Origin of the sequence: Flavobacterium gelatinilyticum, assembly GCF_027111295.1 — a bacterium.
Classification (GTDB): domain Bacteria; phylum Bacteroidota; class Bacteroidia; order Flavobacteriales; family Flavobacteriaceae; genus Flavobacterium; species Flavobacterium gelatinilyticum.
Genome location: NZ_CP114287.1, coordinates 5,628,938 through 5,650,400 on the forward strand (window position 1 = coordinate 5,628,938; position 21,463 = coordinate 5,650,400).

Annotated in this window: 13 protein-coding genes; 4 read left to right on the top strand and 9 right to left on the bottom strand. The window is 36.1% G+C overall.

Going from position 1 to position 21,463, the window contains the following annotated elements:
* Positions 1-221 precede the first annotated feature (221 nt).
* Positions 222-2,621 (top strand): glycoside hydrolase family 2 TIM barrel-domain containing protein, encoded by a 2,400-nt coding sequence (locus OZP11_RS24160; protein ID WP_281233047.1) that lies wholly within the window; start codon positions 222-224, stop codon positions 2,619-2,621.
* A gap of 182 nt (positions 2,622-2,803) precedes the next feature.
* A complete protein-coding gene (locus tag OZP11_RS24165) occupies positions 2,804-4,015 on the top strand; it encodes a DUF4272 domain-containing protein (protein WP_281233048.1) in 1,212 nt (403 codons plus the stop codon).
* Between the two features lie 196 nt (positions 4,016-4,211).
* Here the strand turns inward: OZP11_RS24165 and OZP11_RS24170 are convergent, their stop codons facing one another.
* The 6 genes from OZP11_RS24170 to OZP11_RS24195 all read right to left on the bottom strand — a co-directional run bounded on the left by OZP11_RS24170 (position 4,212) and on the right by OZP11_RS24195 (position 13,879).
* Positions 4,212-5,549 carry a DUF4374 domain-containing protein gene (locus OZP11_RS24170; protein WP_281233049.1) on the bottom strand — a complete coding sequence of 446 codons (1,338 nt, stop codon included), beginning with the start codon at positions 5,547-5,549 and terminating at the stop codon, positions 4,212-4,214.
* Positions 5,550-5,579: 30 nt separating this feature from the next.
* Positions 5,580-7,985 carry a TonB-dependent receptor gene (locus OZP11_RS24175; protein ID WP_281233050.1) on the bottom strand — a complete coding sequence of 802 codons (2,406 nt, stop codon included), beginning with the start codon at positions 7,983-7,985 and terminating at the stop codon, positions 5,580-5,582.
* A 386-nt stretch (positions 7,986-8,371) separates the two neighbouring features.
* Positions 8,372-9,364, bottom strand: coding sequence for an FAD:protein FMN transferase (locus OZP11_RS24180; RefSeq protein WP_281233051.1), 993 nt, complete (start codon positions 9,362-9,364; stop codon positions 8,372-8,374).
* Positions 9,365-9,533: 169 nt separating this feature from the next.
* Complete coding sequence (locus OZP11_RS24185; protein WP_281233052.1) at positions 9,534-11,717, bottom strand: PepSY domain-containing protein; 2,184 nt, start codon at positions 11,715-11,717, stop codon at positions 9,534-9,536.
* 27 nt (positions 11,718-11,744) lie between these two features.
* A complete protein-coding gene (locus tag OZP11_RS24190) occupies positions 11,745-12,227 on the bottom strand; it encodes a DUF2271 domain-containing protein (protein ID WP_281233053.1) in 483 nt (160 codons plus the stop codon).
* A gap of 161 nt (positions 12,228-12,388) precedes the next feature.
* Positions 12,389-13,879: an ankyrin repeat domain-containing protein gene (locus tag OZP11_RS24195; RefSeq protein ID WP_281233054.1), complete on the bottom strand. Its 1,491-nt coding sequence runs from the start codon at positions 13,877-13,879 to the stop codon at positions 12,389-12,391.
* Between the two features lie 758 nt (positions 13,880-14,637).
* On the opposite strand from OZP11_RS24195, the gene OZP11_RS24200 reads away from it, so the two are divergent.
* Both OZP11_RS24200 and OZP11_RS24205 read left to right on the top strand, forming a co-directional pair.
* Positions 14,638-15,612: a ribonucleotide-diphosphate reductase subunit beta gene (locus OZP11_RS24200; protein ID WP_281233055.1), complete on the top strand. Its 975-nt coding sequence runs from the start codon at positions 14,638-14,640 to the stop codon at positions 15,610-15,612.
* Positions 15,613-15,628: 16 nt separating this feature from the next.
* Positions 15,629-17,326 (top strand): ribonucleoside-diphosphate reductase subunit alpha, encoded by a 1,698-nt coding sequence (locus OZP11_RS24205; RefSeq protein ID WP_281233056.1) that lies wholly within the window; start codon positions 15,629-15,631, stop codon positions 17,324-17,326.
* A gap of 164 nt (positions 17,327-17,490) precedes the next feature.
* Here OZP11_RS24205 and OZP11_RS24210 read toward each other — a convergent pair whose 3' ends face one another.
* The 3 genes from OZP11_RS24210 to OZP11_RS24220 all read right to left on the bottom strand — a co-directional run bounded on the left by OZP11_RS24210 (position 17,491) and on the right by OZP11_RS24220 (position 21,236).
* The gene (locus tag OZP11_RS24210) at positions 17,491-18,063 is read right to left on the bottom strand and encodes a Crp/Fnr family transcriptional regulator (protein WP_281233057.1); all 573 of its coding nucleotides are present in this window, start codon (positions 18,061-18,063) and stop codon (positions 17,491-17,493) included.
* Positions 18,064-18,726, bottom strand: coding sequence for a 3,4-dihydroxy-2-butanone-4-phosphate synthase (gene ribB / locus OZP11_RS24215; protein WP_281233058.1), 663 nt, complete (start codon positions 18,724-18,726; stop codon positions 18,064-18,066).
* Between the two features lie 158 nt (positions 18,727-18,884).
* Positions 18,885-21,236 carry a TonB-dependent receptor gene (locus OZP11_RS24220; RefSeq protein WP_281233059.1) on the bottom strand — a complete coding sequence of 784 codons (2,352 nt, stop codon included), beginning with the start codon at positions 21,234-21,236 and terminating at the stop codon, positions 18,885-18,887.
* Positions 21,237-21,463 lie beyond the last annotated feature (227 nt).

A 21,463-nucleotide genomic window follows, 5' to 3' on the forward strand; every position in this document is an offset into this window, starting at 1 on the left:
CAAAGCAGCAAAGGTTTTTACTGTAGAGACGCACCGCAATGCGTCTAACATACTGGATGTTTTAAAGAAATAAAATAAAAAAATAATCTCGCAAAGACGCAGAGACGCGAAGGAAATTAAACCATATAAGTTATATAAGTTCAATCAAGGCAAAACTTAAATTTTCTTATATAACTTATATGGTTTAAAAAAAACGTTTTTACGAGAGAAAAAATAAAAATATGTTTAAAAAAATTACACTTGCATTATTGTTTTCAGTATCAATTTTTGCACAAAAACAAGCCAGAATTGTTGAAGACTTCAACAAAAACTGGAACTTCAAATTAGGAGATCATCCAGAAGCAATAAATGCGAATTTCAATGCATCAGATTGGAGAACACTTCAATTACCGCATGACTGGAGTATTGAAGGCGCTTTTGATAAAGATGCTAAAACAAAGCAGGCACAAGGATTCTTACCTGCCGGAAAAGGCTGGTATCGTAAAGTTTTTACGATTCCTGCGAGTTCAAAAAGCAAAAAGGTTTCGGTGGAATTTGACGGTGTTTTTAAAAACAGCGAAGTATTCATAAATGGAAAATCATTAGGAATGCGTGCGAATGGGTATATCTCTTTTGGATACGATTTATCTCCGTATTTAAATTACGGACAGTCGAATGTTATTGCTGTAAAAGTTGATAATGATTCACAGCCCAATTCAAGATGGTATACGGGGTCCGGGATTTACAGAAATGTGAGATTGGTGACAAGTGAAAAACTTCATGTAGGGAAGTGGGGGACTTTTGTAACCACGCCTGAAGTTTCAAAAGAGAAATCAACCGTACGTTTTGAAGTTACAATTGATAATGATAATGACAATGTGAGAGAGTTTAATCTGGTTACTTCGATTGTAAATGCAGATAATGATGAAGTGGTGAATATGACTTCTATAGAAAGAATCGGAGCTAAAACCTCTGAAAAAAAGATTCATAATCTGGAAGTAAAACAGCCAAAATTATGGAATACAGAAAATCCGTATTTGTATAAAGTCATTACAAAAGTGTATGAGAAATCGAAATTGGTTGACAATTACGAGACGCCGCTTGGGTTTAGATTTTTCAATTTCGATTCAGAAAAAGGATTTTCTTTGAATGGCGTCCCAACTAAAATTTACGGAGTTTGTTTACATCACGATAATGGCGCTTTGGGAGCTGTAGAAAACATTCACGCGGTTAGAAGAAAACTGACTTTGATGAAAGAAATGGGAGCAAATGCTATTAGAATGTCTCACAATCCCCATTCTTTGGAAATGATGCAATTGTGCGACGAAATGGGATTCATCGTTCAGGACGAAGCTTTTGACGTTTGGAAGAAGAAAAAAGTAACGAACGATTACCACAAAGATTGGGATGCGTGGCACAAACAGGATTTAGAGGATTTTATCAAAAGAGACCGCAATCATCCATCGGTGATGATGTGGAGTATTGGTAACGAAATCAGAGAGCAGTTTGACAGCACTGGAATTGCGATTACTAGAGAATTGGCTAAAATTGTAAAATCGTTAGATACAACTCGTCCTGTTACATCTGCTTTGACAGAAAATGTAATCGAGAAAAATTTTATTTATCAATCAGGAGCTTTAGATCTTTTAGGATTCAATTACAAACATGAAGATTACAAAGATTTTCCAGCTAAATTTAAGGGACAAAAAATATTAGCTTCAGAGAGTGTTTCGGCTTTAGAAACGCGAGGACATTACGATCAATCGGATATTATTCAAGCCTGGCCTGTAAAACACGGAGCTCCGTTTGATGGAAATGCAGACTGGACGGTTTCGGCTTACGATCAGGTAAAGTCGTATTGGGGCGCGACGCACGAAGAAAACTGGAAAACAATAAAAAGTCAGGATTTCATGGCGGGAACTTTTATCTGGACAGGATTTGATTATATCGGAGAACCAGATCCGTATCCGTTTCCGGCAAGAAGTTCTTATTTCGGAATCGTCGATTTAGCCGGACTTCCAAAAGATGTATATTATATGTACCAAAGCGAATGGTCGAATAAAACGGTTCTGCATATTTTACCGCACTGGAACTGGAAAAAAGATCAGGAAATAAACGTTTGGGCCTATTACAGTAATGCAGATGAAGTAGAATTATTTTTAAACGGAAAATCGCTTGGCAAAAAATCAAAACAAAATGATGACCTGCACGTTTCCTGGAAAGTGAAGTTTGAACCGGGAACGTTAAAAGCGGTTTCAAAAAGAGGCGGAAGGGTAGTTTTAGAAAAAGAAATCCACACTGCTGGACAAGCTTCAAAATTGGACTTAAAAGCTGATAAAAAAGCCATTAAAAATGATACTTATGATTTGGTTTACGTAACCATTTCGATGACAGATAAAGACGGAAATTTAGTTCCCGATGCAATGGATTTAATCAATTTTGAAGTTACTGGTGGAGGAAAATTAGTTGGGGTTGATAATGGTTATCAAGCCAATCTGGAGTCGTTTAAAGCGAATTCCTGCAAGCTTTTCAACGGAAAGTGTATTGCAATTATTCAATCAAATGGAAAGAAAGAAAAGATTCAGTTGAAAGCAACGGTTTCTGGTTTACAGACATCAACAATTGAAGTTAAAGTGAATTAATCTCGCAAAGTTTTTTTAAACCATATAAGTCATATAAGTAATTTAAGTATTTTTCTTAAGTGAACTTATATGACTAATTTTAATAAAATCTTTGCGTCTTAGGGAGATTTTTTATAAGATGCTTTAAAAGTATTTTTTGTGACTTTTGTATATTAGCCTAAATAATATTTAAAAGCCGAAAAATGATCTGTACTATTTATTCGCATCATTTAGGACTGGAGAAAATCAAAGAAATCTTTCTTTCTCATGTTCCTGACGGAATTTTTTCCAATAATGGTGAAAACCTCGAATTTGAAGTAAAAGGCGGTATTCTGAGTCCGTCAAAAAAAGTAACTGTTTTTTATAGAGAAAGGGCAGTGCCCTCTTATCAGATTCCGCACACAGATGATTCTGAGTTAACTGCCAATTTAAAAGGATTGTATGGTTATGTAAATTCTCTGCCAGCCCAAAATGAAAAGATAAAAGGTCTTTTTCTTCATAAAATACAAACCCTTAATTCTGAGTTTTCAATTCGTCAGGATAAAGGAGAAATAAAACAACTGAATGCCATTATAAAGGATCTTGCGATAGAGTTTGAAGCGGTTCTATTTGTGCAGCCCAAAACGATTATCAGCAAAGCAGATACGCAGCATTTTCTGGATCAGGATTTAAACTTAATAATTGATGTAAACGGAAACTGCGAAATAGATGAACTTCCTGTTAATATCAATTCTGAATATTTTGATGGTGATCAGACCCAATTAACCGAAGATCAAATTCAGAGAAAAGCAGACAGCGAAAAAATTCTCGAAAGAGAAAACATAAAAATTAACAAACATCTGCCTTGTATTGAATCTGAAAACGAAACGACGATTCGATCAGCAAAGGAAATTGCAGAAAGACTCAGTGTTTTGGCCGTAACCAATTTAGTTGCTTTTAATAGTATATCGGCTGAGGAAGCAGTTGATTATCTGCAGGAATACCATCTTTGGGAAAAGGTAACAGAGGGAGAAAAAGAGTTTCTGGCTGACCCGACAGAGGACAAAAAAATGTATGAAACCTGGAAATGTGAAGGAATCTGGACCTTGACCTGGGCTTTGAAGAAAGTGGATGCGCTTGATTTTCCAAATGAATTCTGCAGCCTTGAAAATATCAGCGCAGAGAATTATCCAGTAGGAAAAGACAAAGACCCATATGAATTTATAAATGCTGTAAGCGAGGTGCGATCTAAAAAGGAAATTTTAGATGCTGCCGATTTGTATTACAGATTTAATTGGGCTTGTGTAGATGAAAGAATCAACGGAAGACAGATTGAAGGCATCAATCCCGGAATTGTTTACGAAAGACAATATGCCTTAAACTGGCTTATACATTACATGGATCAGGATTGGGATAATGTTACCTGCGATACTTAATAAGTTTTAAGTTATCAGTATAAACTATATACTCATGTAAGTCCGGTTAAGATCAATCTTCAATTTGCTTACATGACTTATATGGTTTATTTTTTGCATTTCAGTTAAAAAAAAACATTCCGCTCCATTGAGAAGCGGAATGTCACCATTAAAAAAAAATTCAAGAATTACTATAGCAATAACTCGAGTTATCGTTTTAGAAAACACCTATGTAGTGGTTTCCTGCTTTGTTTACTAATGTAGCTCCTTTTGTTACGGCTCCTGTTACAGAGTCAATGATGTAGATGTTTCCATCTTTTCCAACCGGAGTTACGGCAATGTATAATTCGTTTCCGTCAACTACGAAACCTTGGTACTGACCAAAATCTAAGGCAGTATCGTAAGCGATGCCTTCAACTAGTTTAGCTGTTTTAGCATTTAAATCAAGTCTTGCTACATAACCCTGATCGCTGCCTTCGTGGTGGTAAACTGCGTAAGCAATTCCGTTTGCAACATATCTCCATGCATCGATATAAGAACCTTTAACACCAAGCTGTGCATCTAAACTTAAAACATATGAATTGTCATATTCGTTGTTTTGGTTGATTTTTAAGATGTAAGACCCTTTTTCTGTATCTCTCTGCGTTGCCTGATAGATGTTTCCGTCGTTTGCCACAAAGCTGTTGAAACTTCTGTAACCGCTGGTATCACCAAAACCTACTGTAGAAGTAATAACTTTTGGATTTAACAATGAAGGATAATCAACCACTACAGACTTAGAACCTAAACGCTCAAATGCGCTTTCATTTGTTCCTGTAGATGGATTTGTTTTACGCATCCACGTTCCAATGATTAATTTATCTCCGGCCTTATTTAAGGTTGGAGCATCTAAACGGAAAATATGGTGTCCTTTAATTTCTTCTTCCGGAGTTAAAGGAATCTGATACTGTCCGTAATCAGAAATTAAAAACTTTTGAAGATCTAAGCTTAAAACAGTAGCCGAACCTCTGGTATGCTTGTATGTTTTTCCGTCATCTTCTGTAACTACCACAGGAGCCGTAACATTTACCGCAATTCCGGTTTTGTCACCATCAAAAAGTTTTACCCATCTTGGCGAAGTTCCTGCATATTGAGAAATATTTACTGTAGCCCCTGACTGTACGAAATTTTTAGCTCCGTTTACACTGTAAGTCATGAATTCACCGCCGTTAGCACCTGTATACGTAATGTTGAATAAAGTATTACCATCTACAGATGATTGTAAACGCGCTGTTCTGTTTGATTGAACAGACTCGCCATTATCATAAACGTTAATAGAAACGTTTGGATTTTTAGCATCTTCTTTGCTGACAGCGTAAATTTTGGTTCCTCCGTTTCCGTCTCCAGGAGCTTCCTGCATGATAGCTCCCGCAACCGTAATCCATCTGCTTTCTTCGGGAATTGGATCTACCGGAGTTTCTTCATTTTTATTATCGTCACTGCTGCAGCTTGTCGTAAGTGCGAATGTGGTAAAGACCAATCCGCATGCAAGTAATTTGAATGTACTTTTTTTCATATTTATTGCTTTAAAAAAATTAATTAGTTACTAAAATTTATTGATTGTATAGTTTATCTTTAAATAGAATGCTCTTCCCGGTTTTTGAACCGCAAAGTTATCGTAGACCTGCTGGTTTGTTATGTTTTTGGCATCAAAACTGGCGATGAAGTTTTTGTTTGGAAAAACATAGCTCAGTCCTAAATCATGCGGGAACTGGTCAGGTACTTTGCTGCTTTCCATACTCAGCCAGTTTGTATAAAATTCTCCCACAAAACCAAAGTTGTAATAAAGATTCAGCTGTGAATTTTTCTGCAGTACATTTTTAAAATTGTACTGTGCATTTGCGTTAATATTGAAAAACGGCTCATTAGGATATTGTTTATTATAATGATCCAATTGTTTTCCGTTTGCATCGTACTGGTCTTTAAATAACGAATTGAATTTTGACATATTCATACTAATGAACAATCTGTTGTTGTTTGAATATTCTACTGCTGCTTCATATCCAAGAGACTGGGCTTTTCCTAAATTGACAGACGGGGCAACCTCTAAAGCTTCATTTACACGGTTGCTGAAATCGCGGACAATTTTATCTCTCGTATTTCTCCAGAAACCAGATCCGTTAAAACTAAATTTATGATCGTTGATGGTATAGGGACCAAATCGCAAACCGGCATTGAGATTGTTACTTTGTTCAGGTTTTAAAGAACTGCTGGCACTTTGGTTTTCGCCGGGATTACCAAAAATTTCATTTTCAGACGGAAGTCGTATTGCTTTTTCAGCAGATAACATCAGCATTACTTTTGGAACAATAAAATAAGAACTGGCTAATCCGTATCCGTAAAAAGTTGTGCTGTTGTTTTCTATTTTTTCCTCGATAGCGTTTTGTCCATTTACAGATGTAATAATCGGAGTTCTCTGTTCTGTTCTTTGATTGTAACGTTTTCCAAATAAATTGGTTCTTAAACGAGAGTTAAAAGCTTCCAATTCGTAAGCCATTGATAAAATGTTTTTCTGAAGGTCTCGTTTTTGCTGAAAATCCCTTTCCAGCTGCGATTTCATTTCGTCAAACTCATTTCTGTCAAAAGAGTAAAGCATCGTACCCAATACGATTCTGTGATTTTCGGTTATGTTATAATTAAGGTTGGCTCTGGTACTGAAAATTTTATCATTAAAATGTAAAATTGTAGCTGGTCCCTGTTGTGCGCCCTGTGGTGTCATAAGATATTCACCCTTAAGTCCGCGAACTTTCTCATTAAACCAGTTGTAGTTATATTTGACTGTATCGCTTAAAACTTGTCCTCTTTGGCTAAAAACGGAATTAACAGTAAATTCCAATCCTTTTACAATAAAATCTTTTTTAGCATAATTAAGACTTATTACCTGTGCATCAGATTCGGTAAACCTGCCTTTATAAGGTCTTGACATGGCTTGTCCGTTCTGGATTTCATTATAATCATCAGAAGCATTAAAGCCTACTAAGAAAGTATCTGCCCAGTTTACATCTGTAAAACCAACTTCAACACGTCCTCCGTAAGAACGGTAAGCATCTTCAAAACGTTTTACTTTTATAAATTCCTTTTGACCGTTAGGCAGAATGTTAAAAGCAAATTTTCCCCAGATTTCATAATCGTTATCAGAGTAATTGTAAAAACCTGAACCTTTTACGGTAAACCCTGATTTGTTCCTAAAAGTGGTATTAAAATTAGATTGTGTAGTATTAAACGATCCGTAAGAAATAGATGCATTTAAAGAATTTCTGGCTCCTTTTTTCAGAATAACATTAATTGCACCGCCCAAAGCATCATCGGCCAAATGAGCCGGAATAACGCCTTTGTAAACTTCAATTCGATCAATTAAAGCCGGAGGAATACTGTTTAAATTAAAAGATGAACCATAAGTAGAAATAGGGATTCCGTCAATAAAAATACGAATAGCGTTGCCCGTCATTCCGTTTAGGTTATAGGTGACATTTGAGCCCAAACCACCGTTCTGCCTGATACGAACACCCATTGATTGTCCTAATAAATCGTTGGTTTGTATATTTCGTTTGGCAGCTTCCTGAGTTTCGATCACATTTACAGAGAAACCTTTTTCTACGATTTCTTTTTTAACTGACTTTTTCTGGATTAATACTTCTTTTAAAATTTTTGGATCTGTAATTTTTTCCAAAGAAATGCTAATCTGCTGCGTAGGATTATTCAGTACTACTTTGACAGATTTGGCTTTGGCCTCCATAGAAGAAATTTCCAACGTGTAATTTCCGTAAGCCAGACCTTTTATTTCAAATTGTCCATCGTTGTCTACAACGGCAAATTTTTGTGTTCCTGAAACTTGTATAGAAGCTCCAAGAGCTGTTTCGTTATTGGTAAAGGTTACTTTTCCTGTAATTTTTCCGGTTTGAGACCAACTGGAAATGCTTATCATGAAAAGGAGAAAGTAAAGAATTCTCATATTGAAGTATACTGATTTAGATAGAGCAGCAAACTTATATGATAATTTAAATTTAATCTAAATAAACGCGTTAGAAGATTATTAGATTTACATTAGAGGTTTTAATGTTAGATATGAGTGTAAAAAATAGAAGTTAGGAGGGAAATCCTAACAGGTTTTCAAAACCTGTTAGGTATGTTTTTACGTTATCTAAATAAAATTAGATATAACAAATTTTGACGAATTTAAATATGTCAGGTTTAAATTGTTTAGACAGGAATTTTGATCTGCAGAGCTCTTAAGTGTAATACCTAACAGGTTTTAAAAACCTGTTAGGATTCGGAATATATTATTGGTAATGAGGTTTTTAGGGTTTAATTTTTAGATCTTAACTCATAACTTCTAACCTATAATTTATAAGTAAAATTTTTAGATTGAATCGTTTTCCCTTTATCTGTAATCATAACACAGCTGTATTCGGGGAATTTTTGGAGTAAAAGCAGGCCTTCTTTCTGACCCAGAACCATCATAGAAGTACTGAGTCCGTTAGCGGTTTCGGCATTGGGACCAAAGACTGTTATACTGCATAAACCGGCTGCAGGATATCCGGTTGCAGGATTTATAATATGCGAATAGCGTTTGCCGTTAAAAACCACAAACTTTTCATAACTGCCGGAAGTTGTTACAGCACCTTCTTTTAAAGGAATGGCAGTCAGGATTTTTTCAGGATGAAACGGATTCGTGATACCGATTTTCCAGTCTTTTCCATTAGGTTGTTTTCCCCAGGTGCTCATATCGCCCGAACCGTTAATAATTCCGGCTGGTACGCCTTTTTCAATCATCATGGAACGGCATTTATCGGTCGCATATCCTTCGCCCAAAGCACCAAAACCAATTTTCATTCCTTTTAATTTTAGAAAAATGGTCGATTGAACGCTGTCCAGAATAATGTTTTTATAACCGACTTTTTCCACTGATTTTTTTATGGCTTCTGCCGAAGGCATTTCGGTCATTGAACCGTCAAATTTCCAGATTCTGTCCATTGCAGCAAAACTTACGTCAAAACCACCATTCGTGATTTCCGAAAGTTTAAGGGCTCTTTGTGCCAGTTCAAAAACTTCTCTGTCTACTTTTATGGGTTGTATTCCGGCATTTTGATTGACTTGAGAAACCTGCGAATCCGGTTTCCAATCCGAAATAAGGTTTTCAATTCTGGTGATTTCGGCAATTACAATGTCGATATTTTGCTCTGCAGAAAGCGAATCTTTATCTACAATGCTTATGTCGAAACGTCCGCCCATAAGCAGTGTGGTTCTTTTTCGTAAGATCTGCGAATTTGCCGAAAAACAGATCGTTACGAAAAACAGCAAAAGGATTTTATGAGACAATAATTTAAGCATACTATTTTTTAAGAAAAGCCGGTCGCCCCGATGGGATTTTTTGTATGAATTAAAAATTAAAAATTAAAAATTAAAAATTAAAAATACATATTCTAAAACTCAGAAATTATAATCTGCAATCTAAAATCTACAATCTAAAATCTAAAATCTAAAATCTGCAATCTAAATTCTAATAACAATCCGTTAATAACTGACCGTTTTCTTTGTATTCAGCCAGAGTTTTAATTCCGTTTGACATACATAAATCATTAAGGATCGCTTCAACATCCTGCTGCATAGCAAGAGAACCGCAGATCATAATTACACCGCCTTGTTTTAGTAAATCCATAAAAAAGACCGTATCCCTTCTAATCAGATCCATTACATAAATTTGCTTTGCTTCGCGAGATAAAGCTACGTGAAAATCAACAAGATGTTCCTTTTGTTTCATTACCATAGCGAACTTTTTATAAGCCAGTAGAGTAGGCGTTTCCATTCTGAATCCGCTGTAAAGATGGATTTCCTGCATCGCTTTATTTTGTTCGATCATTCCGAGGAAAGGCGCAATTCCGGTTCCGTTGGATATAAAAGCTGCTTTTGGCGCTTTCTTTGGCAGATAAAAAGCAGGATTTTTCAGGATTCTGGCTTTAATAACATCACCCGGTTCTAAAGTATTCAAATATCCTGAACCCAATCCGTTTGGGTGCAGTTTTACAACCAATTGTACATTGCCTGAATGATTCCCGATAGAGTAGAGGCGTTCTCTTGAATCGTTTGCCGGATAAACAGCCAGTAAATCACCTGAGATAAATTTGGTTCGTGAACTGGCTCTAAGCGTCAGGATAAAAGTATGTTCGGTTTCAGAAATAGGAGTTTTATCTAAAACCATTAATTTTTGAAGTCCTTTTGGCACATGATTATACAAAGAAGGCGTTGTCGATAAGACAATTCCCGTTTTGGTGCTCCATAATTTTACCCAGTCTACAAACTCTACAGCCGATTTATCGTTTACCGTCTGTAAATCCAAGTAACGTTCTGCCCAGTTTTGCTTTTCGAGAAGCTGGTCGATTTCAATAGCAAATCCGCAGAAATCAGGATAAGCTTTCGAACCAAAACCAACAACAGAAAAATTGATTTTCTGGTCCTGATTTTGTTTTTCTAGCAAAGTTTTGAACTTATTTCCGTTTGAAGGTGCATCACCTAAACCGTGTGTCGAAGAAAAAACGATAATATGTTCTGCTTTCGGGTAAACCGAAAAACGATTCAGTTCAGTTATAAAAGCTTTATGTCCGTGGCTGATTAATTGTTTCTGAATAGCATTAGCAAAGCGGAAAGTGCTTCCGTTTTCTGAACCTGCCAAAAGAATAATAGTACTTTCCTCTGCTTTAAATTTATTTTTAATGCGGCTTGATTTTCTTTTTAAAGTAATCGCAAAACCCGAATAAATAAAGAAAAGAATATTGATACACGCAATAGCCAGAATTACAGCCCAGATTCCGTTAATCCTTCCTGTATGAAGGTCAAGACTCAAAGCTGCAAACTGAACTGTCATTGGTGATTTTTTTTCAGAAGTTACAGCACCGGTAACCTGATTCACTTCGATTTCGCGGTCTTTCAGTTCAATAATATAATATTCTTCGGGATCATCTGTAAATGGAAATTCAATTTTCTTAACCTCAGATAATAAAGTTGTTTCAAAAACAGAAACCGTTTTAGCTTTTGCCGAAATTTCCGTTTTAACCGGTTTCGGTTTTTCATCACCCATAAAAAAATTAAACCTTTCGAGTGATAAATACGTTCCGGTTAAGGCAATAATTAAAATAGGGATCAAAGCCAGCCTTCCTAAAACAACATGATAATATTGTGCAAAATATTCTTTGATGACTTTAGAAAAGAAATTTCGGATGCCACGCTGTCTTTTTAAAACCAGCACGAAACCCGAAATAGATATTAGTAACAAACAGAAAGAAATGGCACCCACAAAAAAACGTCCGGTTTCATGAAGAAATAACGAACGGTGGAATCCGGTAATCCATTTAATGAATTCCCTTTTTTTTTCAGGTTTTCCCAGTACTTTTCCTGTTTTAGGATTGATATAGGCATTTACGTCATTTCCGTCTGCATCAATAGCCTGAAGCGTTACAAACTGGTTGTAATCTACGCTTACTTCTGTAATTTCCGGATACGCTTTTTTTAGGATCGGCAGGGTTTCTCCCAGGGTTATTTTATCAAAATCTGCAGCTTTGTACGGAAGTGTTTTTTCCTGCACCGCATCGACTGCCAGAATAATCCCGGTAACCGAAGCCAAAATCAAAAAAACAGAAGAAAACAAGGCCAGAGCCAGGTGTGCGTAACGCCAGAAAGAAAGAGTCATTGAATGTATTCTAGAAATGTAATCGTATTATAATTTGTTAAGTCTTACGTATTTGATGTAACCTTTGCCATCTGTTTTTTCTGCAAGACCTTCAGTTGTAAGCGGAATTTCAAGGTCGCTTACATAATATTTCTGATCTTCAACAGCCGATTCGAAACGTAATTTATATCCTTTGTTAATTTTAGAATTTTCGATTTCAATAGTAGTCACACTGCGGTCTCCGCCGGTAACAGAAGCTCCGGTTTTAGCGCTGATATCTTCAGATTTCTGTGTGTGAAATTTATTCCATTCTTTTAGCGATTTGTACCATTTTTTGTCATCACCCATTACATAAAGCGTTTTTTCGTATTCGTTATTGGCATTTATAAGTGAAACCACGATATAAGCACCTTCTCCCATATAATTGTTCATTTGCAGCATGCATTTGTATTTGGCTGACTGAGCGTTGGACTGAAAAGAAAATAAAAAGATAAAAGCACTTGTAAGAGCAATTTTTAATATAGATTTCATTTAATATAAGTTATAAGTTAAAGATTAAAAGTTATGAGTTATAGGTTTAAGTTTATTGTAGAATGAACTTTTGACTTATAACTCATAACTTAATTAACTTGAAATTTCAAAAGTAAGTTTGGAATTTGGAATTTCAAATATTGATGTATTAATTATTTGTTTTATTTTAAAAACTCAACCGAAACATTATTTTTGGTAAGAAGGTCATTTTCTTTGGCCAGCGCATAAGCACTTTCGTCAAACTCGGTTGTTACTTCTTTTTTGGCACCAGCAGAAACAAGATATTTTAAAACCGAATCATCTTTGGCAATCATCGCGGCTCTGTGTAATGCTGTTAAACTGTCTTTGTTTTTGGCATTTATATCTACTTTAAGATCTGTGATTTTTTTAAGAAGCGCCACATCATTTTTTGTAATCGCGATATGATATAACGTATTGCCGTCTTTTTGTGCTGCAGCAAGATTTAAACCTTTATCCTGAAGCAGTTTTGCTTTTGCATCAAACGGATCAGCAGCTTCTTTGTCTCTTCCTGCCGGACGATACGACTGAACTAAATACACGCCTAAATTGTTTCCGTCTTTGTCTTTTACATTCACATCGGCACCTGTAGACAAAAGTAAATTTACGGCTTCAGGGGTTCCGTATCGAACAGCATAAGTCAAAGCCGATTCTCCTTTTGTATTTTGAAGATTAATGTTTTTTGCTTTTGGAAGAAAAAGTGCCAAAGCTGCTGTTTCTCTTGCAGATGCGGCCGACATTACAGGTGTATTTCCTTCTTTATCTGCTTTGTTAACATCGACACCTTTGTTTAAAAAGTACTGAATAATCTCGGTCTGATTTGGTTTTCCTGCTAAAATATGCAGTACATTTTGTCCTGCTTTGTTTTGAGCTGCGGCTTTGATTTTTACCTCTTCAACCAGATATTTATAGGTTTCAATAGTATTAGTTTCTCTTCGGCTTCCCTGTGCGGCAATTAAAAGTGCCGTTTCGGTTGGTTTGATGCCTTTTTCAAGTAATTTTTTTAAAAGCGGGATATTTCCTGATCTTGCGGCATAAGTAAAAGCGGTGTTTCCGTTATTATCTACATCTTTAAGAGACATCCCTTTTGTTGTAAAATAATCGGCTGCTTTTAAATCTTTATCAGAAGCAATAGCTAAAAGAAGCAGATTTGCCCCATTTGCATATTTTTTCTTAGGATCTACACCAGCTTTAAAGAACGCATCATACATTGCCGGATTTGATTGTCCGTTTGAGGCAGCGAAATCTGCCGGAGCTGTACCGTGGCTGTCTTCAAAATGCACATCAGAACCTTTACCAATAAGATATTCAACCAATTCAGTATTGCCTCTGTAAGCCGCCCAGTGCAGATAGATACGATTGTCATGTGTAAGTTTGGTAATACTATTTCCCGGCTGATCGATTAAGAATTTGATAGTCGCAAGGGGTGCGTCATTATTAATTGCCAGAGTAGCAGCATCAAAAGCATTAACATTAGATTCTGCAGGGTTGTTTCCTTTTGCTATTTCGGCTTTCACTTTTTCGATATCCGGAGCGGTTTTCCAGAAAGATTGTTCTAAAAGCGTATTTTTTTGCTGAGCATTTACAAACAAAGTCGCTGCAAATGCCAAAGAAATAAAAAGACTTTTTTTCATGTTTTTGGTATGTTGTTTATTTGGAATTTGATTTCCAAAATTAGAATTTGAGAATAATATCTATTTAGAATAAATCAAAATAAAGACAAATGTAAAGATTAATATTTTGCCCGCAAGTTTTATTGTCTTTAAAAGTAGAAATCTAATGAGATTTTAATCTTATTTTAATCTCGCGTGAAGATTTTTTATTGAAGAATTTATCAGGTTATAAATTTTTGAAAACGAACAGAAAAAAGTAAAAAAAATCCAGGTTTTTAAATAAAAAAAATGTATTTTATACACAATTAAAATTGTTTTTATTTGTTATAAATAATTATAAATTAGACTTTTAAATGCTGTTTTAGAGTTCCGGCTTTATTTTTCCACTTTTGTTTTTTCAAACTGATTCCAATACCAAAATTGACGTTTTTACAAGGTCGTTTTTTTGCAAAAAAGGGTCAAATTTCCGCAATGTCTGTTGATAACTGTTTTTTCAATTTGGACAATATCGGCTTTTTTAGTGTTGCGAATTCTATTTAGATTTAATTTAAATAACTGATAATTCGACAACTACGTCAAATTATCTCGTCGTTAAGAAATTGTTTTCTTAATGGTTTTGCAGCATTTTTTCTTGTTGATAATTGATTTGATTTTTAACATGAAAACCTAGTCAAAAGCGGATAAGCGGATTAATTTTGTAATGATCGAAAGCACAGAAATACGTCCCCAATTGCTGTGTTTTTTATTCCTTTTTTAGTCACCGTTAAATACTATATAATATGTCTATATTTGATAAAAGAGTCAATTATAAACCTTTTGAATACCCGGAGGTTTTACAATTTACAGAAGCGATAAATAAAGCGTATTGGGTTCACACCGAAGTTGATTTTACTGCTGATACTCAGGATTTTCATGCTCACTTGTCTTTAGCTGAAAAAACTGCAGTAAAAAACAGTCTGCTTGCTATTGCACAAATAGAAGTTGCCGTAAAGAGTTTTTGGGGAAACATCTACGAGCATTTTCCAAAACCGGAATTCAATGGTTTGGGAAGCACTTTCGCTGAATGTGAGTTCAGACATTCTGAGGCTTATTCGCGTCTTTTGGAAGTTTTGGGTTATAATGACGAATTTGAAAAACTTCTTGAAGTTCCGGTAATCCGCAGACGTGTCGATTATCTTTCAAATGTTTTAAAAGATACCCGTTCTCAGGATAATCGTAAATATATGGTTTCGCTGATTTTATTCAGCATCCTGATCGAAAATGTTTCTCTATTCAGCCAGTTTGCCATTTTGTTGTCTTTTACAAGATTTAAAGGTTACATGAAAAATGTAAGCAACATTATTGCCTGGACTTCTATCGATGAGCAGATTCACGCAAACGGCGGTATTTATATCATCAATAAAATCAGAGAAGAATTTCCGGATTATTTTGATGATGCTACATTAAACCTGATCAGAGAAACGGTTAAAGATTCTATCGCAGTCGAATCTGACATATTAGACTGGATATTTGAAGAAGGTGAAATTGAAAGTATTAAAAAAGGTGACCTTGTTAATTTTATGAAATTTAGAATTGATGAGAGTTTAAAACAAATCAATATCCCAACCATTTTTGATGTGCCTGCAGAAGATTACAAAGCGCTTGCCTGGTTTGAAGAAGAAGTTTTTGCCAACAGTCTGGATGATTTCTTTGCAAAACGACCAGTAGAATATACCAAACACGATAAAAGTATAACGGCAAACGATCTTTTCTAACAAGCAGACAATTATTATGAATACAATAGATACAAATGAAGTAAATAGTATTTCGCAAAATGAAAGCGGAAACAAAATGTGGTGGAAAAACTCAGAAAGTGAGCAGATTTTAAATCGCGGTTATCTTTTAAAAGGCGAAACTGTTGAAGGTGCAATTGACAGAATATGTACAGCAGCTGCCAGAAGATTATACAAACCGGAATTAAAAGAATCTTTTGTAGAAATGATCGAACGCGGATGGATGAGTATCAGTTCTCCGGTTTGGGCCAATATGGGAACCGAAAGAGGACTTCCTATTTCTTGCTTTAACGTACACGTTCCGGATAAAATTGAAGGAATTACACATAAATTGGGCGAAGTAATCATGCAGACCAAAATTGGAGGGGGAACTTCCGGTTATTTTGGAGAACTTCGTGAACGCGGAAGTGCCGTAACCGATAATGGAAAAAGCAGCGGGGCTGTTAGTTTCATGAAACTTTTTGATACGGCTATGGATACGATTTCGCAGGGCGGTGTGCGTCGTGGTGCATTTGCTGCGTATTTAGATATTGACCATCCGGATATCGAAGAATTTTTGAAAATTAAAAGTATCGGAAACCCAATTCAAAATTTATTTACCGGAATCTGTGTGCCGGATTACTGGATGCAGGAAATGATTGACGGCGATACAGATAAAAGACAGGTTTGGGCGAAAGTACTAGAAAGCCGTCAGCAAAAAGGACTTCCATACATTTTCTTCAGTGATAATGTAAACAAAAATAAACCTCAGGTTTACAAAGACCAAAACCTGAGAATCAATGCCAGTAACCTTTGCAGCGAAATCATGCTGCCATCAAGCCACGATGAATCGTTTATATGCTGTCTTTCTTCAATGAACCTTGAGCTTTATGAAGAATGGAAAGACACAGAAGCGGTAAAACTGGCGATCTTTTTCTTAGATGCTGTTTTACAGGAATTCATCGAAAAAACAGAAGGCAACTATTATCTTGCGGCAGCGAATAAGTTTGCTAAAAGACACCGTGCTTTAGGTTTGGGCGTTTTAGGATGGCATTCGTATTTACAGAAAAACATGATTCCATTTGAAGGATTAGAGGCTAAAATGAAAACGACTGAAATATTCAAACACATCAGCGATAAAGCCGATAAGGCAAGTCAGGAATTAGCGAGAATTTACGGTGAACCGGAATTGTTGAAAGGATACGGAAGACGTAATACTACAACAATGGCAATTGCACCTACGACTTCGTCTTCGGCTATTTTAGGACAGACTTCACCAGGAATTGAACCTTTCAGCAGTAATTATTACAAAGCTGGTTTAAGCAAAGGAAATTTCATGCGTAAAAACAAATACCTTAAAAAACTGCTTGAAGAAAAAGGTTTAGATAACGAAGAAGTGTGGAGAGGCATTATGCTAAACGGAGGAAGTGTACAGCATATGGAACAATTGACTCAGGCTGAGAAAGATGTTTTTAAAACTTTTAAAGAAATCAGTCAGTTAGAAATTGTACAGCAAGCAGGAATTCGTCAGAAATTCGTAGATCAGGGACAGAGTTTGAATCTTAATATTCCGGCAGAGCTGGCTATTAAAGAGGTAAACCGTTTAATGATTGAAGCCTGGCAGCAAGGAGTTAAGAGTTTGTATTACCAAAGAAGCCAAAGTGTTTCGAAAGAATTGGTTACAAGTCTGGTTACCTGCAGCAGCTGCGAATCATAAATACCATAAGCCGAATCTATTTTTAAGATTCGGCTTTTTTATTTAAAATGTGTTCAAGAGGTTTCATGCAGATTTAAACAGATTTTTTAGCAAAAGTATTTCCATACAGTTTGTCATGTCAACGAAGGAAACATCTCCGCAAGTACTCCACAATCAAAATAAAATCAAACTTTAGACTTCAATCGGCTCAAAGTCTCCTGAGAGATATTAATATAAGAAGCTACAATCTTGTTTGGCAGGCGTTTTACAATCGCTGGATTTATTTTTAAAAGCTGGTTATAGCGTTCCAAAGCATCCATAGTAGTAAACGACATCAGGCGATTGGCATTGTTTACGTAGGCTTTTTCGAGATAATTGCTGTAAAACTCACGCCATTGCGGGATAATTGTCATGAGATGCTTAAAGTCTTCGTGTGAGATGGTCAGGAGTTCTGATTTTTCGATAACCTGAACGTTTTCTGCGGCAGGCATTTTGGTAATAAAGCTGACTAAAGCTGTGGCCATTTGGTTTTCGAAAGCAATGTATCGGGTTACGTCTTTTCCTTCTTCATTGATAAAAAAGATACGCAGACAGCCTTTTGCCACAAAAAATGTTTCATGACTGATTTGTCCCTGCGCCAGTAAAATTTCGTTTTTAGGCTTTTTTATGTGTTTGAAACAGGAAAGGATGGTTTCCAGATCTTCATCAGAAACGTCAATGCTTTTTCGGATATAAGTGCCAAGCTGTTTGTATATCATTTACTTGTAATCTCTAACGAATTTGCGGTAATAGATAATATCTTCGATAGTAAGAACCGCTAAATCGTGTTGTTGTGCAAAGCTAATGATTTTGTCCTGTTTCGCCATACTGCCATCTTCGTTCATTAACTCGCAGAGAACGGCTTCCGGCTGTAAACCTGCCAGTTTCATTAAATCGACACTGCCTTCTGTATGGCCATTTCTTTCGAGAACGCCGTTGTTTTTGGCGCGTAACGGAAAAATATGTCCGGGTCTTGCGAGATCTTCCGGTATTGCGTTTGCAGCAATTGCCGTTTTAATAGTAGTGATGCGATCTTTTGCCGATACGCCTGTCGTAACCCCTTTTCTGGCTTCAATAGTAATGGTAAAGGGTGTTTGAAAACTACTGGTGTTTTCTTTTACCATGTAAGGAAGTTCCAGTTCATCGGCTTTTTCATTGGTTAAACACAAACAAACAATACCACTGCATTCACGGATCATCAAAGCCATATCCGGAACATTCATATGATGGGCAGAAAAGATCAGGTCGCCTTCGTTTTCGCGGTTTTCGTCATCGGTTACAATAATTCCTTTTCCGTTTCTGAGTTGTTCCAGGGCATTTTCAACACGTTCTTTAGAGGTTAATCCAAACTGCACTAACGGACTTAATTTGGTACTTATCATGATATTCTGTTTTGAAACTTTAAAAATAATTGTGTTTCAAAAGTACAGTTGTGTGCGATGTAAAAGTTTGATATAAGTCAATAAATCGGGCTGTTTTAAAATAAAAACCTCCAAAATCAAAAGTGATTTCGGAGGTTTCAACAACTAACAAACTAATTCTAAAATTTTATAGTCAAAGAAGCTTTAAATGTTCTTGGTGACTGCGGGTTAAAGAAGTCTCCCCAATAGATTTCGTTGGTCATGTTATCTGCTTTAATGGCAAATCTATATCTTGCCTGTTCGTAGAATACAGAGGCGTTTAAAAGATGCACGCCTGAAATCGTTACATCATTTGATGAACTTAAGAAGCTGCTATCTCTGTAATTGCCGCCAAAACCAATTCCAAGACCTTTTACGGTTCCTTGTTTTGCTGTATAACTTATCCAGTAATTAACCGTGTTTTTTGGTGTATAAGCCACGTGTTTTCCGGCATCAGATCCGTTTAAGAATGTAGCGTCAAGGTTTGCATATCCCAGCATAATATCCAATCCGTTAATTGGGCTGGCAAATAATTCCAGTTCAAAACCTTTATTTTTCTGTGTCCCGTCCTGAAGGCTGAACAATTGATTTGCCGGATCCATACGCAGTTTATTATCGACTTTAATATCAAAATAGCTTGCCATTAAAGTCAGACGGTTTTGAAACAAACTCGATTTAAAACCTACTTCCCATTGTGTTGCTTTCTCGGGATCGGCTTTTTGCATCACGCCATTTCCCGTTCCGTCGTTTCTTAGGAAACTATTTATGTTTTTGTTACCTCCAAGATAATTTCCAAATAAAGACAGTTGCTCAGAAAGAATTTCATATACTAAACCAAATTTTGGTGTCCAAGCTCCCTGATTGAAAGACAGATCAGGATTTTTTGCATTTGGAACTGTGGCGCTCGGTGTTACATCTTTAGAATATTCGTAACGAAGACTTGTCATTAAATGAAGTTGCGGCAGGATGTCTAAAACATTCGAGAAATAGGCGCTGTAACGGTCATTTACATTACCCCCGGTCCAGAAAGTAGTTGCGGCGATGGCCTGATCAAAAGATTGTTTAGAAAGATACGGTGCAATCGATGTGTACTGAAAAGTATCGTAAGCGGCAGAACTTCCAACATAAATTTCATCATCTCGTAAATAGTCAATTCCAACCAATAACCGGTTGCGCATTTTTCCGATTTTAAAATCACCATTTACATATTGCTGAATAGTGGTAAAATCGATATCATATCGGGCGGTTCCTATTGCACGTTCTACCGTTTGTCCTGTTACGCTCGCCATAACATAATTTGGATTATACAAGCTGTAAGAATGTCCAAATGAAGTAGTCGAAGTCCATTGATCGCTTAATTTATAAATGGCATCAACAGAAAATATAGAAGAAGCCTTTTCATATAAAATTTCATTTGTAGTAAAAGACAAATCATGAATAGGATTTAATTCATCAACATTGCTGATCCCGCTTCCGCTTAAATAAGGACGCTGTGTCCCCTGAATTTTAAAGATATCTGCTTCAACCACAATTTTAAGTTTCTCACTGGCATTGTAGGTAAAGGCAGGAGCTGCGAAATAACTTTCGGCCCAGCCATAATCCTGAAAACTTTTTTCTTTTCTGTAGGCGGCATTAACACGTCCAAGAAAAGCCCCGTCAGCACTCAATGGCGTATTTACATCGGCAGTTAAACGATTGTAGCCGTAGCTTCCGGTAATGTAATTAATGCTCCCGCCAAAAGTTTCATATGGTTTTTTTGTAATACGATTGATAACACCCCCGTAATTCGCACGTCCGTGACCGCCGAATAAAGTTCCCGACGGGCCTTTAATAACTTCAATGTTTTCAATATTAGCCATGTCGTTTTCGGTCCAGTTTCCCAGCATTTTTCCATCTCTGAAAAAAGCCTGCTCATCAAAGCCTCTTAAATAAGAACCTGATCTTACACCGGGTTCCGAATTGCCCGAAACTACTCCCGCCGCACTTTTTAGGGCATCGTCAAAATTCGTAAGAACCTGCTGTTCGATAATTTTTGAATTGATAACCGAATAAACTTGTGGATTTTCTAAGTTTTTAAGCGGCATTCTGGCCACATAGACACTTTCTTTAGATGACATTTTTTTTCGGTCGCTCGTTACAATTACTTCCTGTAATTCTTTATTCGAGACTTTTAATTGTAAAGAAAGGGGAGTCGTGGTGTTTTCGTTTACGCTTACTTCTTCTACGACTGTTTCATATCCTGACAGGGAAAGCTGTAAGGTATAGTTTCCCGGTTTTACTTTGTTGAATTCGAAAAGTCCGTCTTCGTTAGTTACGGCAGCCAGTTTAGTGCCTTTTAAAACGATATTTACAAAAGATGCCGGATCACTGTCGGATGTTGTTACGGTACCTTTTATTTTTCCTGAATTTTGCTGTGCCTGCGTGGTTAAGGCGAAAAAAAATACACCTAGTAAAAGTGTATATTTTAGAAGGATTTGATTGATAATTTTCATTGGTATTTTTTAATGGTTATTTGTTGTTATTATTTAGAATAAATAAAAACAACGCAAATGTAAAAATTTATTTTTGGCTTTTAAGTTTTTTATTTATCAATTAAAGGTGAATATGTTATACCGTTTTTTTCTTTTTTTTTAGATGATAATATAATGCTGAAGAGACTTAATATTTACTGAGATTTCGGGTTTTTCGGTTTGGAATTCGTATTAACTTTTTTAATGAT

What these genes read in the sequence shown, in the direction of transcription:
- OZP11_RS24195 (WP_281233054.1), bottom strand. Translation starts at nt 13,879, where the DNA reads ATGAAAAAAAGTCTTTTTATTTCTTTGGCATTTGCAGCGACTTTGTTT.
- OZP11_RS24175 (WP_281233050.1), bottom strand. Translation starts at nt 7,985, where the DNA reads ATGAGAATTCTTTACTTTCTCCTTTTCATGATAAGCATTTCCAGTTGG.
- OZP11_RS24185 (WP_281233052.1), bottom strand. Translation starts at nt 11,717, where the DNA reads ATGACTCTTTCTTTCTGGCGTTACGCACACCTGGCTCTGGCCTTGTTT.
- ribB (WP_281233058.1), bottom strand. Translation starts at nt 18,726, where the DNA reads ATGATAAGTACCAAATTAAGTCCGTTAGTGCAGTTTGGATTAACCTCT.
- OZP11_RS24165 (WP_281233048.1), top strand. Translation starts at nt 2,804, where the DNA reads ATGATCTGTACTATTTATTCGCATCATTTAGGACTGGAGAAAATCAAA.
- OZP11_RS24170 (WP_281233049.1), bottom strand. Translation starts at nt 5,549, where the DNA reads ATGAAAAAAAGTACATTCAAATTACTTGCATGCGGATTGGTCTTTACC.
- OZP11_RS24220 (WP_281233059.1), bottom strand. Translation starts at nt 21,236, where the DNA reads ATGAAAATTATCAATCAAATCCTTCTAAAATATACACTTTTACTAGGT.
- OZP11_RS24210 (WP_281233057.1), bottom strand. Translation starts at nt 18,063, where the DNA reads ATGATATACAAACAGCTTGGCACTTATATCCGAAAAAGCATTGACGTT.
- OZP11_RS24180 (WP_281233051.1), bottom strand. Translation starts at nt 9,364, where the DNA reads ATGCTTAAATTATTGTCTCATAAAATCCTTTTGCTGTTTTTCGTAACG.
- OZP11_RS24160 (WP_281233047.1), top strand. Translation starts at nt 222, where the DNA reads ATGTTTAAAAAAATTACACTTGCATTATTGTTTTCAGTATCAATTTTT.
- OZP11_RS24190 (WP_281233053.1), bottom strand. Translation starts at nt 12,227, where the DNA reads ATGAAATCTATATTAAAAATTGCTCTTACAAGTGCTTTTATCTTTTTA.
- OZP11_RS24205 (WP_281233056.1), top strand. Translation starts at nt 15,629, where the DNA reads ATGAATACAATAGATACAAATGAAGTAAATAGTATTTCGCAAAATGAA.
- OZP11_RS24200 (WP_281233055.1), top strand. Translation starts at nt 14,638, where the DNA reads ATGTCTATATTTGATAAAAGAGTCAATTATAAACCTTTTGAATACCCG.